Source organism: Nocardioides ganghwensis (assembly GCF_014779655.1).
GTDB lineage: Bacteria > Actinomycetota > Actinomycetes > Propionibacteriales > Nocardioidaceae > Nocardioides > Nocardioides ganghwensis.
Genome location: NZ_JACXYX010000016.1, coordinates 1 through 13,796, shown reverse-complemented (window position 1 = coordinate 13,796; position 13,796 = coordinate 1). Strand labels below are relative to the sequence as shown.

At 72.8% G+C, this 13,796-nt stretch carries 18 protein-coding genes; 11 read left to right on the top strand and 7 right to left on the bottom strand.

Features of this window, described 5'->3' with window-relative positions; translation table 11 throughout:
* Window positions 1-43 precede the first annotated feature (43 nt).
* The 3 genes from IEZ24_RS16915 to IEZ24_RS16905 all read left to right on the top strand — a co-directional run bounded on the left by IEZ24_RS16915 (window position 44) and on the right by IEZ24_RS16905 (window position 1,777).
* The gene (locus IEZ24_RS16915; RefSeq protein ID WP_129455805.1) at window positions 44-397 is read left to right on the top strand and encodes a hypothetical protein; all 354 of its coding nucleotides are present in this window, start codon (window positions 44-46) and stop codon (window positions 395-397) included.
* A 115-nt stretch (window positions 398-512) separates the two neighbouring features.
* On the top strand, window positions 513-1,010 hold the full coding sequence (locus IEZ24_RS16910) for a hypothetical protein (RefSeq protein WP_129455804.1): 498 nt from the start codon (window positions 513-515) through the stop codon (window positions 1,008-1,010).
* Complete coding sequence (locus tag IEZ24_RS16905; RefSeq protein ID WP_129455803.1) at window positions 1,007-1,777, top strand: hypothetical protein; 771 nt, start codon at window positions 1,007-1,009, stop codon at window positions 1,775-1,777. The genes IEZ24_RS16910 and IEZ24_RS16905 overlap by 4 nt, the downstream gene beginning before the upstream one ends.
* A gap of 21 nt (window positions 1,778-1,798) precedes the next feature.
* Here the strand turns inward: IEZ24_RS16905 and IEZ24_RS16900 are convergent, their stop codons facing one another.
* The gene (locus IEZ24_RS16900; protein WP_129455802.1) at window positions 1,799-2,476 is read right to left on the bottom strand and encodes an EcsC family protein; all 678 of its coding nucleotides are present in this window, start codon (window positions 2,474-2,476) and stop codon (window positions 1,799-1,801) included.
* 37 nt (window positions 2,477-2,513) lie between these two features.
* Window positions 2,514-3,914, bottom strand: a complete 1,401-nt coding sequence (locus IEZ24_RS16895; protein ID WP_129455801.1) for a calcium-binding protein — start codon at window positions 3,912-3,914, stop codon at window positions 2,514-2,516.
* Between the two features lie 74 nt (window positions 3,915-3,988).
* On the opposite strand from IEZ24_RS16895, the gene aat reads away from it, so the two are divergent.
* The 3 genes from aat to IEZ24_RS16880 all read left to right on the top strand — a co-directional run bounded on the left by aat (window position 3,989) and on the right by IEZ24_RS16880 (window position 5,707).
* Window positions 3,989-4,675, top strand: coding sequence for a leucyl/phenylalanyl-tRNA--protein transferase (aat, locus tag IEZ24_RS16890; protein ID WP_129455800.1), 687 nt, complete (start codon window positions 3,989-3,991; stop codon window positions 4,673-4,675).
* Window positions 4,676-4,739: 64 nt separating this feature from the next.
* Window positions 4,740-5,237, top strand: a complete 498-nt coding sequence (locus IEZ24_RS16885) for a hypothetical protein (protein WP_129455799.1) — start codon at window positions 4,740-4,742, stop codon at window positions 5,235-5,237.
* An 80-nt stretch (window positions 5,238-5,317) separates the two neighbouring features.
* Complete coding sequence (locus IEZ24_RS16880) at window positions 5,318-5,707, top strand: hypothetical protein (protein WP_129455798.1); 390 nt, start codon at window positions 5,318-5,320, stop codon at window positions 5,705-5,707.
* A 109-nt stretch (window positions 5,708-5,816) separates the two neighbouring features.
* On the opposite strand, the gene IEZ24_RS16875 is transcribed toward IEZ24_RS16880, so the two are convergent.
* Window positions 5,817-6,698, bottom strand: coding sequence for an Fpg/Nei family DNA glycosylase (locus IEZ24_RS16875; protein ID WP_129455797.1), 882 nt, complete (start codon window positions 6,696-6,698; stop codon window positions 5,817-5,819).
* 62 nt (window positions 6,699-6,760) lie between these two features.
* Here IEZ24_RS16875 and IEZ24_RS16870 point away from each other — a divergent pair, with 62 nt between their 5' ends.
* Window positions 6,761-7,027: a hypothetical protein gene (locus IEZ24_RS16870; RefSeq protein ID WP_129455796.1), complete on the top strand. Its 267-nt coding sequence runs from the start codon at window positions 6,761-6,763 to the stop codon at window positions 7,025-7,027.
* Window positions 7,028-7,185: 158 nt separating this feature from the next.
* On the top strand, window positions 7,186-8,391 hold the full coding sequence (locus IEZ24_RS16865; protein WP_129455795.1) for an ATP-binding protein: 1,206 nt from the start codon (window positions 7,186-7,188) through the stop codon (window positions 8,389-8,391).
* Window positions 8,392-8,694: 303 nt separating this feature from the next.
* On the opposite strand, the gene IEZ24_RS16860 is transcribed toward IEZ24_RS16865, so the two are convergent.
* On the bottom strand, window positions 8,695-10,119 hold the full coding sequence (locus IEZ24_RS16860) for a dihydrolipoyl dehydrogenase family protein (RefSeq protein WP_129455794.1): 1,425 nt from the start codon (window positions 10,117-10,119) through the stop codon (window positions 8,695-8,697).
* Between the two features lie 182 nt (window positions 10,120-10,301).
* Between IEZ24_RS16860 and IEZ24_RS16855 the strand changes: the two genes are divergently transcribed.
* Together IEZ24_RS16855 and IEZ24_RS16850 are read left to right on the top strand one after the other, a co-directional pair.
* Window positions 10,302-11,291: a TerC family protein gene (locus tag IEZ24_RS16855; protein ID WP_129455793.1), complete on the top strand. Its 990-nt coding sequence runs from the start codon at window positions 10,302-10,304 to the stop codon at window positions 11,289-11,291.
* A gap of 239 nt (window positions 11,292-11,530) precedes the next feature.
* Window positions 11,531-11,821: a hypothetical protein gene (locus IEZ24_RS16850; RefSeq protein ID WP_129455792.1), complete on the top strand. Its 291-nt coding sequence runs from the start codon at window positions 11,531-11,533 to the stop codon at window positions 11,819-11,821.
* A 28-nt stretch (window positions 11,822-11,849) separates the two neighbouring features.
* Here IEZ24_RS16850 and IEZ24_RS16845 read toward each other — a convergent pair whose 3' ends face one another.
* Both IEZ24_RS16845 and IEZ24_RS16840 read right to left on the bottom strand, forming a co-directional pair.
* Complete coding sequence (locus IEZ24_RS16845; RefSeq protein ID WP_129455791.1) at window positions 11,850-12,473, bottom strand: LysE family translocator; 624 nt, start codon at window positions 12,471-12,473, stop codon at window positions 11,850-11,852.
* Between the two features lie 52 nt (window positions 12,474-12,525).
* Window positions 12,526-13,014, bottom strand: a complete 489-nt coding sequence (locus IEZ24_RS16840; RefSeq protein ID WP_129455790.1) for a hypothetical protein — start codon at window positions 13,012-13,014, stop codon at window positions 12,526-12,528.
* A 146-nt stretch (window positions 13,015-13,160) separates the two neighbouring features.
* On the opposite strand from IEZ24_RS16840, the gene IEZ24_RS16835 reads away from it, so the two are divergent.
* Window positions 13,161-13,502, top strand: coding sequence for a UBP-type zinc finger domain-containing protein (locus IEZ24_RS16835; RefSeq protein ID WP_129455789.1), 342 nt, complete (start codon window positions 13,161-13,163; stop codon window positions 13,500-13,502).
* A gap of 10 nt (window positions 13,503-13,512) precedes the next feature.
* Here IEZ24_RS16835 and IEZ24_RS21785 read toward each other — a convergent pair.
* Window positions 13,513-13,796: transposase (locus IEZ24_RS21785; RefSeq protein WP_397191253.1), on the bottom strand; the 284-nt coding region annotated here is incomplete at its 5' end.

Here is a 13,796-nt window from a genome sequence, read left to right as displayed (position 1 = left end):
GCACCTGCCCGAGAGCCGAGCGGGCCCTCGGGAGGTGAGTTCGATGATGACGACACCGTCGCACGCCCACCGTGGCATGCACTGGGCGCCCGTGACCCGGACGGGCACGTGGGCGCTGTCCCTCGCCGGACTGGCCCTCGGCGGCACCGTGGCGACCGCGATCGCCTTCTCGGCAGGGTTGGAGCGGGCCGAGAGCTTCAGTGACAACTGGCTCCTCACCGCTGCCGGCTTCGCGATCCTGGCGAGTGCGGCTGCTTCGACCGTCGTCGGCCTGGTCGCCCGGATCCGTCACCACGACCACGGGTGGTCGGTGGTCGCCGCCGTCGTCGTCGGCGCACTGCTGACGGCCCTGATGCTGCAACAGGTCGCGGAGGGCCTGGGCTGGATGAGCGGCTGAGGGTGAGCGTGATGTTCGCCAGGATCCTGAGGTGGACGGGTCTGGTCCTCGGTGTGGGCGTCGGCCTCGCCGGCTGCGTCTTCGCAGCCGGGTACGCCTTCACCGACTGGCCCCTGTGGGTCGCGACCCGGTCACGGCCCTGTGGGTCGTCCCGACGGCCGTCCTGAGCCGCTACGCGCTGCGACGCCCGGAGCCGGCTGCGCGCGTGCTCCTCGTCGCTGCCGCGGCGGTCACCGTGTTCGCCGTCACCGACGCGTTCCTCGACGTCGTCCCGAGCGACGAGTGGGGCCCGGTGGTGACGGTGGTGGACCTGGCGCTCGTCATCGCGGTGAGCTTCCTCGCCGTGCGCCGTACGGGTCGCGCCGGGATGCTCCTCGCGGGTGTCGCGCTGGTCCAGCTCGTGGCGCTGGTCGTCAACGTGGTCATGCACGAGACCGGCGCCCTGCCCCCGGGACCGGGGTTCGCGAACGCGGGCGTGGTGCTCTGGATGCTGCTGGTCGGGGCGCTGTTCCTGCTGGCCGAACCGCCGGGGCGAGGCTCCTCGCCCGGAGGTCCCGCGCCGCCGGACGCCGACAGCGCGGCGGACGACGAGCCCGAGACGGTGTCACGATGAGGCGCTCCCGCTCCGTCCTCGCCCTGACCGCGGCCGTCGTCCTGCTGCTGGGCGGCTGCGGGGGAGACGGCGCCGGGCCGGGACCGTACGGCGCCTCTCCCACCTCCTCGCCCTCCTCCCCGCAGGTGGCCGTCCCGACCGCCGAGGAGCTGGCCGCCGCGCTCGTGACGACGGACGCCTACGAGGGCACCTGGACCGTCAACGTCCCCCCGGACGAGGAAGCCGCGGTCAGCGGGGTGGTGTCCGAGGCCCAGCAGGAGATGCTCCCCAGGATCGAGCTCTGCGAGAAGGCGAGCGAGGACTCCCGGGCAGCCGCGGAGGCGCTGCGGTGGCAGGCGTTCCGGCAGCTCGACCAGTCCGAGCCGGACCCCCTCGACATGGCTGCAGGCGATCGACGCGGCCACCTGGTCTTCGTCCAGGAGTTCCTGATGGCCGGCGAACCCGCCGAGGTGGAGGCGACCTTCGACGCGCTGCGTGACGGGATGCGTGCCTGCGAGGGTGCGATCCCGGCCGGGGAGGAGGGCGCGGGCACGGCCGAGCCGATGAGCCTCCCGGCCGTCGGCGAGGACCGCTTCGGAGAGCTGACGACCATGGAGGAGGCCGGCGGTGGGGCGTACTGGCTGCTGCACAACGCCGTGGTGCGCCGGGGACCGGTCCTGATGAGCCTGCAGGTGGTCGACATCGTGGCGGGCGACGGGGTGCAGCCCTCCTTCACGACCGAGGACGTCGGCACGTTCGTCACAACGGCCGTCGACCGGCTGCCGTAGGTGTCGGGAGCGGGGCCGCGGTCAGCGCCGGCGTGGCAGCAGCTCGCGGTCGGCGTACCTCCCGACCTTCCACGTCGCGAAGGCGTCGGCACCCATCCCGACGACGCCGCCGATCACCGGCACCCGGCGCCCGACGGTGGTCGCGAGCCGCTTGCCCACGACCCGGGTGAAGATGTCCGAGGCCACGACGGCGGAGATGGTGCCGTCGATGGACGGGTCGTGCACCGGCGCGGTGGCGAGCGCCATCGGCGTCGCGGGGAGCTTCTTCTTCTTCACCATCTCGGTGACGTGCTCCTCGCCGAGCAGCAGCGCGAGGATCGCGTTTCGGACGCGGGGGTCGGTCAGGTCGTGCCCGCGCAGGTGCGCGATGCCCGCCACCATCCGGCACTGGATCACCGCGAGACCGGTCACGTTGGCCGGGATCGCCACCGCCATGGTCACCAGGCCGCCGACGTTGGTGGCGAAGCCCTGCGCGCCGGCGATGCGCACGTTGTTCTCGATGACCTCGTGGATCGCCCGCTCGACGTTGCCGCGCTGCTCACGCAGCTGCTTGTCGGCGGCGTCCGCCGCGGGTGCCAGCGGTCCGATGCCGTCGATCGCGCGGTTGAGCGCCTCGCGCACGAAGCCCGCGCTCAGCCCCGGGGTGAGCTCCTGGATCTTCGGCGCGAGCTGACGCCCGACGGTCTGCTTCAAGCCCATGCCGTGATCGTACGTCGCGGGGTCGCGCCCCCCGGGCTCAGCGGCGCGCCTCGCAGTCCCGCAGCCGCTCGCCACGCAGGCACCGGTCCCGGCCCTTGTCCCCGTCGAGGGTGTCGCGCCCCGCGCCCCCGTCGAGCAGGTCGCGTCCCCAGCCGCCCTCGAGCCGGTCGGCGCCGCCACCGCCGACGGCGTGCACGGGGCCGTACTGCTCGGTGAGCGCCAAGGCCTCGGCCCGGCCCGACCCGCGGAAGTGGAGCCGGGTCTCGGTGCTGCCCTCCCACCCGAAGGAGGTCACCGAGGAGAAGCGGACCGACGTTCCGACCTTCATCCGGTAGGTCCCGCGCCGGGCGTCGATCGTGACGCGGCTGCCGTGGGGTGCGGCGCGCAGCGACCCGCTCGGCGCGATGCGGTCGGCGCCGCCGCCGCCCCGCACGACGACCTTGTCGCCCGCGCCCTTGATCGCCGGCTGGAAGACGTCGTCACCGCCGCCGCCGACGAACGTCGCGCGCCCGCTGTTGCGGAAGCTCCAGGAGCCGAGGCCGTCGCGCCCCGGGCCGCCGAGGACGCGCGTACCCTGCTCGGCGTCCTCCACGCGGACCACGTCGCCGCCACCGTCCCCGTGCAGCTCGTCGACGCCGTGGCCGCCGTTGACCTCGTCGCTGCCGGGACCGCCGTGGACGACGTCGTCACCCGGCTGCGCGGCCGGGGGGCTAGGCATGCCGGAGTAGAGCCGGTCCGCCTCGACGAGGTCGTCGCCACCGCGGCCCTCGACGAGGTCGTCGCCCCCGCCCGCGTCGATCTGGTCGTCCAGGTCGGTGCCGCTGAGCACGTCGTCGTGCGGCGATCCCTCGATGCCCGCCCCGAGCACCACCGGGGCGATCGTGTCGTCGCCCTCGCCGGTCGCCGTGCCCGCCGCCATGTCGACGGTCACGGGTCCGGCGGCGTCACGGAACGACAGCCGGTCGAGGTAGATCGAGTCCCCGTACCAGAGGTCCGCGCCCTGGGGGTCGTGGCCGAGGTCGACGTGGTCGTCACCCGGGCCGGGGACCACCACGTCGCCCCAGAAGTCGTCGTCGGCGACGTAGACCCCGTCGAGGCCGCCGAACAGCCGGTCGTCGCCCGCACCGCCGCGGACGGTGTCGTCACCGCCGAGCGCGCAGATCGTGTCGTTCCCGGCGCCGCCGTCGATGGTGTCGCGGGCGTCCGTCCCGACGATGACGTCGTCACCGGTGGTGCCAGTGACCGCCGTCGTCTCCGTCGCGTCGGTGATCGGCTCCACCGGCGCCGGCACCACGATGGTGGCGGCCTTGCCGTCGCAGGTCACCGCCGCCGACGCAGGAGAGGTGGCGACGGGGCCGACGGTGGTCACGGCCAGTACGGCCAGTACGGCCAGTACGGCGAGCGCGGTCAGGGTGGTCCGGGTGGCGGCGTGTCCCATGTCAGTCCTCCGAGTAGGTCGTCGAGGGGTAGACGACGCCCCGGCGTGAAAGGTTGTTGGCTACCGTGCGAATCGTGCCCATCGCCCCCGCTCCGACGCCGTGGGCCTTCCCCCCGCACTCGACGTGGGACCCCGACGACGACCTCGTCGCCCTGGGCGCCGACCTGGAGCCGGGCACGCTGGTGACGGCGTACGGCCTCGGCCTGTTCCCGATGCCGGTGACGCTCGACGCCGAGGAGCACCTCGGCTGGTTCTCCCCGGTGGAGCGGGGCGTCCTGCCGCTCGACGGCCTCCGCGTCTCCCGGTCGCTGCGCCGCTCGGTGCGCGACTTCGAGATCCGCGTCGACACCGCGTTCGACGAGGTCATGGCCGCCTGCGGCAGCCCGGACCGCCCGGACGGCTGGATCACCGGGGAGTTCCGGCAGGCGTACGGGCGCCTGCACCGCCTCGGCTGGGCGCACTCGGTCGAGGCGTGGCGCGACGGCCGGTTGGCCGGTGGCCTCTACGGCGTCGCCGTCGGAGGGCTGTTCGCCGGGGAGTCGATGTTCCACCGCGAGCGGGACGCCTCCAAGGTCGCCCTCGTCGCGCTCGTCGACCTGCTGCGCGACGAGCACGCCGACCGGCGCGTGCTCGACGTGCAGTGGCAGACCCCCCACCTGGCCTCGCTCGGGGTCGTACGCCGGCCGCGCGCGGAGTACCTCGAGTCCCTCCGGCGCTGCGTGGACCTCCCGCCCCCCGCGGCCTTCCGGCTGGACGATTGAGGACGACCACGGGAGGGTATGGCGAGCGTGGCGCGACGACCGCGTCCGACCAGAGGGGATCCCGATGACCAACCGGACGACCATCCGTGCCCGCCTGACCCTGACCAGCGCCGTCCTCCTGGTCGGCGCCGTGACCGCGGCCTGCGGCGGCGGCAGCGGCGCCCCGAGCGACGCGAGCGAGGACGGGTTCTGCGAGGCCGCCAACAGCCTGCTGACCGACCTGATGCCCGACGACATGACCACCCCGGAGGTCCCCAGCGACGAGGACATGGCCCGGGCGGTCAAGGACTGGGGCACCCGGATGGAGGAGGTCGGCACGCCGGAGGACATCTCCGACGACGCCCGCGCAGGTTTCGAGGCCGTCCTCGACCAGATCGAGGAGATCGACGCCTCGGACTTCTCCGCCGAGAAGCTCGAGGAGCTCGGCGACGGCGGTGCCGAGGCGTCCGAGGAGGTCCAGCGGCAGGCCGAGGCCTTCGGCGACTACGTGACCGACACCTGCGGCAACCCGATGGACGACATCGAGGTGCCGGAGCTGGAGATGCCCGAGACCACGCAGTGATCCAGTTCCCCGGTCCGCGGCCACGGCTGCGGACCGGGCCGTACCATCGACGCACGGGCGAGGCAGAGGGAGGGTGCGGCATGACGGTCACACGCGAGGGCAGGATCTGCTCGTTCTGCGGCGAGCCCGGAGGTCCCGGCACGGACCTGCCGCTGGTCGGCGGCCTGGGAGCCCAGGTGTGCGCCCGCTGCGTCGACGACTTCCACGAGATGCTCCACGACGAGGACCTCATGGCCGCGGCGCGCAGCGCGTTCCCGTGGGAGTCGATGACCGACGCCGAGCTGCTCGCCACCCTGCCGATGATCATGGCCTCCGCCGAGCAGAACACGGCGTTCGCCCACGAGTGGGTCGACCTGCTGCGCACCCGTCAGGTGTCGTGGGCCGAGATCGGTCGCGCCCTCGGGGTGTCGCGCCAGGCCGCGTGGGAGAGATTCGCCAGAAAGTCGGGCGACAAGGGCGCGACTGCGTGAGACGATCTTCGGCGTCAGGGTAGTCTTGACGCTGAGAGGTGTCGGGCGGGCTTCACGGGGGTGAGTCCGACCGACACCTCCCGCGCGTCCCGGCCCCGGGGCCACCCGGCTACTTGAGCAGCTTCGACATCCGCCGGTCGGCGAGCGGCTTCCCGCCGGTCTGGCAGGTCGCGCAGTACTGCAGGCTCGAGTCGGCGAAGGACACCTCGCGCACCACGTCGCCGCACACCGGGCACGCCTGGCCCGTGCGGCCGTGGACGGCGAGGTTGCTCTTCTTCTCGCCCTTGAGCTCGCTGGCGGCGAGGCCGCTCGAGCGTCGGACCGCGTCGCCGAGCGTGCCGCGCACGGCGTCGTGCAGCGTCTGGAGCTCGGTGTCGTCGAGGCTGTTGGCCGGCTTGAAGGGCGACATCCGCGCGGCGTGCAGGATCTCGTCGGAGTAGGCGTTGCCGATCCCCGCGATGATCGATTGCATCCGCATCACGCCCTTGATCTGCTTGCGCCCCTCGGCCTCGAGGATCCGGCGCAGCACGTCGATCGTGAAGTCGTCGGAGAGCGGGTCGGGGCCGAGCCGCGCGATGCCCTCGACCTCCTGGGGGTCGCGCACCACGTAGATCGCCAGGCCCTTCTTGGTGCCGGCCTCGGTGATGTCGAGGCCGGGCCGGACGTCGAGGTCCGGGTCGTCGATCACGATCCGGGCTGCCAGCGGGTTCTTGGGGTTGGGCCGCGCCGGCAGCTCGGGCACCTCGTCGCGCCACCTGATCCACCCGGCGCGGGCGAGGTGGATGACCACGTGCACGCCGCTGGCGTCGATGTCGAGGAACTTGCCGTGGCGGGTCACGTCGTCGACGAGCGTGCCGTGCAGCGCCTGGAGCGGTGGGTCGAAGGTCTTGAGCGCGCTGAACGCCGTCAGGTCGACGCGGCTGATCGCGCGGCCCACGAGGCGTCCGCGCAGGTCCTGGACGAGGGCTTCGACCTCGGGCAGCTCGGGCACGCTCCCGAGTCTAGGCACGAGCGCCCCTTGGCAGCAGGCCTCGACGCGGGTCACCATGGGCCATGGTCCAGCCACGCACCCTGCCGCGCACCGGGGCGGTCTTCCTCGACCCCCGCGGTGAGGACCGCTCGCTGCGCGTGACGTGGCACCAGGATTCGCAGCTCGTCGTGCTGTCGCTGTGGCGGGACAACGTCTGCGCCGGCACGTTCCGGCTCTCCGCCGACGAGGTCCCGGACCTGATCGCGCTGCTGCGTCGCGGGCTCGACGAGGCGTACGACGCGGCGCGCGAGCGGGTCGAGCGGGTCGAACGGTCCACCGAAGCCGGCTGATCGCAGGTGGGGGAACCACCGGCTGCCCGGCGGTTCATGAGGTTCTTGCCCGTTGCAACGGGTGACAACCCGAGCAACCACCGGGTAGCCGGTGGTTGCGACTCGCCCACTATCCACCAATCTAGGAACCTCCCTAGATTGCTCGATACCGTCTGATCGTGGACCCGATCCGGAACCCGTACGCCCCCGGCGCGGGGCAGCGCCCGCCCGAGCTCGCCGGCCGCGACGAGCAGCTCGCCGCCTTCGAGGTCGTCCTCGAGCGGGTGGCCAAGGGTCGCCCGGAGCGCAGCCTCGTCCTCACCGGGCTGCGCGGTGTGGGCAAGACGGTGCTGCTCAACGCGCTGCGCGGCACCGCCGTACGCAAGGGCTGGGGCACCGGCAAGCTCGAGGCCCGCCCGGGCCAGGGGCTGCGGCGTCCGCTGAGCAGCGCGCTGCACCAAGCCGTGCGCGAGCTCGGGCACCGCGACGAGGACTCGGTCGACCACGTCCTGGGGGTCATCAAGTCCTTCGCCCACCGCGACGCCGGCACGGGTGCGAAGCTCAAGGACCAGTGGAGCCCCGGCATCGACGTGCCGGCCGTGCGCGGGCGCGCCGACTCCGGTGACATCGAGATCGACCTCGTCGAGCTCTTCACCGACCTCGGCGGGCTCGCCGCCGACGTCGGCAAGGGCGTCGGCATCTTCATCGACGAGATGCAGGACCTCGGCGCCGACGACGTGTCGGCGCTGTGTGCCGCCTGCCACGAGCTCAGCCAGTCCGGCCTGCCGGTGATCGTGGTCGGGGCCGGCCTACCCCACCTGCCCGCCGTGCTGAGCGCGAGCAAGTCCTACAGCGAGCGGCTCTTCCGCTACCAGCGGATCGACCGGCTGGCCCGCGAGGCCGCCGATCGCGCCCTCGAGGCGCCCGCCGCCGAGGAGGACGCGGCGTACGAGCCCGACGCCCTCGCCGCGATGTACGACGCGACCGGGGGCTACCCCTACTTCATCCAGGCCTACGGCAAGGCCGTGTGGGACCTCGCACCCCACTCACCGATCACCGCTGCTGACGTCGCGGTCGCCGCACCGGAGGCCGAGTCGGAGCTCGCGGTCGGCTTCTTCGGGTCGCGCTACGAGCGGGCGACGCCGGGGGAGCGCGACTACCTGATGGCGATGGCGGACGTGGCCGTCGCCCAGGCGGGCGACGGCGAGGCCGAGGGCGACGCGGTGCTCAGCTCGGACGTGGCGGCCGCCCTCGGCAAGAAGCCGCAGTCGCTCTCGCCGGCCCGCGACTCGCTCCTCAAGAAGGGCCTCGTCTACTCCGGCGAGCGCGGGCGGATCGCCTTCACGGTGCCCCACTTCGGGCGCTACCTGCGCGAGCGCGGCTGACCTCACCGGTCGCTGGACGAGCAGCGCGCCTGGCGCCCGTGTCGAGACCACGTCGATCCGAAGCCCTTGGTTTCGACACGCTCGCTTCGCTCGCTGCTCAACCAGCGGGGGCGGTGGCGCGAGCGCGGCTGACCTCACCGGTCGCTGGTCGAGCAGGGCGCCTGGCGCCCGTGTCGAGACCACGTCGATCCGAAGCCCTTGGTTCCGACACGCTCGCTTCGCTCGCTGCTCAACCAGCGGGGGGGGGGGGGGGCGCACCCGCAGCGCTCAACCAGCGGGGGGGCGGTGGCGCACACGCAGCGCTCAGCCGGCGGGGGGCGGCGGAGGCGTCCGCAGCTCGCGCGGCAGCTCCTCCAGCAGCCGCAGCCACAGCTCGGCGGCGGTCGGGTAGGACGCGACGGCATGGCGCAGGACGTGGACGGGGACCCCGCCGGTGATCGCGACGGTCGCGGCGTGCACCAGCTCGCCGGCCTCGACCCCGACGAACGTCGCGCCGATCAGCAGCCGCGACCGAGCGTCCACGACCAGCTGCGAGTCGCCGACGACGTGGTCGCGCAGCAGGGCGGTGCCGGAGGCCGACGAGGTGGCCACGCGCGACACCACGACGTCGTGACCGGCCTCGCGGGCCGCGGCCTCGGTCATCCCGACGCTCGCGACCTCGGGGTCGGTGAAGACGACCTGCGGCACCGGTGCCTCGCGGTCGGGCTCCCACGCGACCTCGCCCGCGGCCGCCGCGGCGATCCGTGCGCCGACGACACGGGCCTGGTGCTTGCCCCAGTGCGTCAGGGGCGGGCCGCCGCTGGCGTCGCCGACCGCGTGCAGCCACTCCGGCAGGCGACCGGACGTGACGTCCTCGGGGGTCAGGCCCACCGATGACAGGCCGAGGTCGTCGAGCCGCGGCTCGCGGCCGATGGCGAGGAGCACCTCGTCGGCCTCGAGCTCGCCGCGCGACGTGGTCAGCGTGACGGTGCCTCCGTGGACGCGACCGGTGCCCGTCGCGGCGGGGTCCGCCCGGCGTACGGACTCGACCGACGTCCCGAGCAGGACCGTGGCCCCGCGCTCGCGCAGGCTCGCCAGCACCGCCTCGCCGGCGAAGGGCTCCGTGCGCCCGAGCAGCCGCGGGCCGCGCACGACCAGGGTCACCGCCGAGCCGAGAGCCGCCATCCAGGTCGCCGCCTCGCACGCGACCACGCCGCCGCCGACGATCACGAGGCGCTCGGGCACCTCCACCACCCCGGTCGCGTCCCGCGAGTCCCACGGGAGCGCGTCGGCGTACGTCTCGGGCACGCGCGCGGCGCTGCCCGTCGCGATCACCACGGCCCGACGCGCCCGGACCAGCCGGTCGCCGTCGGCCGACGTGACCCGTACGGTGCGCTCGCCCGCGAGCCGGCCCTCGCCGCGGAGCACGGCCAGACCGGCCCCCTCGGCCCACTCCTGCTGGCCGGAGTCGTCGTAGTGCGACACCCAGGCGTCGCGGCGCTCGAGCAGCGCCCTGGGCGCGACGTGTGCGGTCGAGACGCCGGGGAGGTCGGCCGTCACCTCGGCGACCGCGACCGGGCGCAGCAGCGCCTTGCTCGGCATGCACGCCCAGTAGCTGCACTCGCCGCCGAGCAGCTCGTGCTCGACGATCGCGGCGGTCATCGCCGTGCCCTCGACGGCGTACTGCGCGGCGTTCTCCCCGGCCGGTCCGCCGCCGATCACGACGACGTCGTACTCCAGTGCGTCCATGCTCGCGAGAGTACGGGCCGGCCACAGGTTGGTGGTCCCTTGCCCGTTCAACTAAACTGACGGTCGAGGGGAGTACCCCACCAACGCTCGTCGGTCACTACGGCGCCTCAGCAGGCGTCCCGGCGAGCGGCCGCCTGTCAGGCGGCGGGGGAGACCTCAGGACACCCATCCTGAGGAGACCCATGTCGTCCATCGCGTCCCCCACCCTGTGGTTCATCACCATCGGCGTGGTGCTCGCCCTGCTCGTCGTCGACTTCATCGCCACCCGCAAGCCGCACGAGGTGTCGATGAAGGAGGCCATCGCCTGGTCGGCCTTCTACGTCGCGCTGCCGCTGACCTTCGGCCTCTACGTCTGGAACGTCCACGGGGGTGATCGAGGGCTGGAGTACTACACCGGCTACCTCGTCGAGAAGTCACTCAGCGTCGACAACCTCTTCGTCTTCATGCTGCTGCTCGCGGCCTTCGCCGTGCCGACGGTGCTCCAGCAGCGGGTGCTGCTCTACGGCATCATCGGCGCACTGGTGCTCCGCGGCATCTTCATCGCGCTCGGCGCCGCGGCCCTGTCTGCCTTCGACTGGGTGTTCCTGGTCTTCGGCGCGATCCTGCTGCTCACCGGCGTCAAGCTGCTGCGTGACGCCATCAGCGGTCACGACCACGAGATCGACGTGGCCGAGCTGCGGGTCGTCAAGGTGATGCGGCGCTTCATGCCCGTCAGCGACGAGTACAACGGCACGAAGTTCACCGTCACCCAGAACGGCGTGCGTGCCCTGACCCCGTTCGCGCTCGTCACCGTCGCGGTGCTCGCGACCGACGTCGTGTTCGCCGTCGACTCCGTGCCGGCCGTCTACGGCATCACGGGCGACCCCTACCTCGTCTTCGTGACCAACGCGTTCGCGCTCCTGGGGCTGCGGGCCCTGTACTTCGTGCTGCAGGGCGCGCTGGGTGCGCTGGCGCACCTCGGTTACGGGTTGGCGGCGATCCTCGGCTTCATCGGCTTCAAGCTGGTGCTGCACTGGGCGCACCTGGTGTGGCCGTCCGTCCCCGACGTGCCGACCCTCACCTCGCTGTTCGTGATCCTCGGCATCCTCGTCACGACGGTCGCCACGAGCCTGTACGCCAACCGGCGCGCGAAGACGGCCGATCCCGACGACGACAAGGTCTCCGTCCCCTGACCGACGACCTCGGGCGGCGTGCGCCGGCACCAGCCGCGTACGCCGCCCGGGAGCGCCCGGCTGGTCTGGACCGCGGCCGGGCCGGGGGGCCGCCAGGTGCCCGCGTGATCCACCGTGCGCCCACGCACCGGTAACAACGCCCCCGACCAACCCCCGCAGCCATACGCTCCATATCACTGGAATCCGCACCAGCGTGGTAGCGACACGGCGGGATCAACGGCCCTGTGGGGGGGTACAAGATGTTTCGACAACTGCTCGACCCGGCGGACGACGTCCTGACGCACCGCTGCATCCTGCTCATCTGTCCGGTGTGCACCGAACTGGACCGCACGATCTCCGGCGGAGTTGTCGCCGACACCGAGGTGCCGATGTTCGCGCTCCTGCGGGGCATGGTCGGCCTGCCGCTCGACAACCCGACCTGGTGGCCCGAGGGCGTCCCGCGCACCGGGTTCGCGCAGCCGTCCGTGGACCTGCTCGAGCGCACCCTGCGCGCCCTGCGCGCCCTGCCCGTCAAGCCGATCGCGGGCTGACCCGCCGCATCGACCCGTCCGGTCGGGCTCAGTCGACGGTCAGCATCGTCGCCCCGAGGCCGATCATCATCGTGCCGCCGGAGGCGCTGAGGGCGTCGAGCCGCTCGGGCCGACGGGCGAACCATTGACGCGCCGTGCCCGCGGCGAGGGCCCACACCGTGTCGGAGGCGACCGCCATCGCCGCGAAGACCAGGCCGAGCAGCATCGTCTGGAGCGCGACCGGCCCGCCCGGGTCGGTGAACTGCGGCAGGAACGCCACGAAGAAGACGATCGTCTTGGGGTTGGTCGCGCCGACGGTGAGGCCGATCCGGACCGGGTGCCCCCGGCGTACGGGCTCCGACTCCGCCATCGCCCGCCGCGCGTCGCTGCGGTGGCGGATGGCCTGGGCGCCGAGCCAGATGACGTACGCCGCCCCGAGCACCTTGACCGCCGTGTACGCCGTGGCGCTCGCCGCGACGACCGCGCCGAGCCCGACCGCCACGAGTGCGGCCTGGACGAGCAGCCCGAGGCCGTTGCCCACCACGGAGAGCAGCGCCTCGCGGCGGCCCACGGTGAGCGCGCGGCCGATGGTGAAGAGCAGGCTCGGTCCGGGCACCTGGATGAAGAGGATCGAGGCGACCAGGAACGTCACCCACTGGCTCGACGACGGCATGGCCCCAGTGTGGGACCACGCCGCCGTCGGTGTCGCGGGGTTTCGCGGAGCCTCAGCAGCCGCAGGTGTAGTAGGTGATGTCCCAGTGGCTGCTCTCGCGGGCGTAGATGTTGCCCGAGGCGGCGCGGTACATCGTGGCTCCGTCGGCACGCACGCCGTAGTAGGCGTAGCGGCTGGTGATGTAGCTGGACACGCAGGTGGTCGGCCGGACGTCGACCTTGTAGCCGTTCCAGTGGCTGTAGGTGCCCGACGCGTGGCCGATCTCGGTGCCGCCCGTGATCGTGATCGCGCAGCCGCTGACCGACTTGAAGGTCTTGATGCCGCTGACCGTCTCCTGGTTGATCTGCTCGTAGGACGTGCAGGTGGAGGTGTAGCGGTCGGTGCAGCCGCCGGTCGAGACGCGCGTGATGCCGACAGCGGTGAGCTGGCTGTTGGCCTGGGCGTCGGTCAGCTTGGTGACCGCGTGCGCGGGGCCGGCGAGCCCGGCGACCGCGACGAGCGACGCGAGGAGGTGGACCAGGGTCCTGAGGGAGGTGTGCATGCATGACTCTTTCGTCGTGACGAGACCCCCGATGGCCTCGTCGCTGCGCCTACCCGAACCGATCGGCAGGGCCCGGGTCAAGGACCCGTACGGACGCGCAGGGATCGGCTCTGGCTGATCGGGCGCCGAGGGGGCACGCTGGTGGCATGACAGCAGGCATCGACCCAGACGTCCCCCCGTCCGGCCCGGGGTGCGTCGAGTGCGAGGAGGCCGGCGGCTGGTGGGTGCACCTGCGCCGGTGCGCCCAGTGCGGCCACGTCGGGTGCTGCGACTCCAGCCCGTCCCAGCACGCGACCGCGCACTTCGCCGCCACCGGGCACCCGGTGATGCAGAGCTTCGAGCCCGGCGAGGACTGGTTCTGGGACTTCAGCCGCTCCGTCGGGGTGGTCGGGCCGCGGCTCGCCGACCCGCAGAGCCGGCCCGAGGACCAGCCCGTCCCCGGCCCGGCCGGCCGCGTGCCGGACGACTGGCGCGACCACGTCCACTGAGAGCCCTATGTCAAGCAGCCTCCTGCTGGAGGGTGCCGAGCCGGCCGTGTAGGTCGGGGTTGTAGGGCACTTGGTCGTGCCAGCAGCGCCACAAGATCCTGGTCCAGCCTTGGGCCAGGATTCGTGCTGCGTGGGGGTGGCGACATCCGCGGTGGCGTGCGCGGTTATAGGTGTCGCGTGCCCAGGCGTTGGCGCGTGGGGTGTCTTGGGCCCAGTCGACGAGCGCGGCACGTAGTTGTTTGTTGCAGCCGCGGCGGTAGGCGACGTTGCGATGCTTGCCGGATTGTCTGGTGG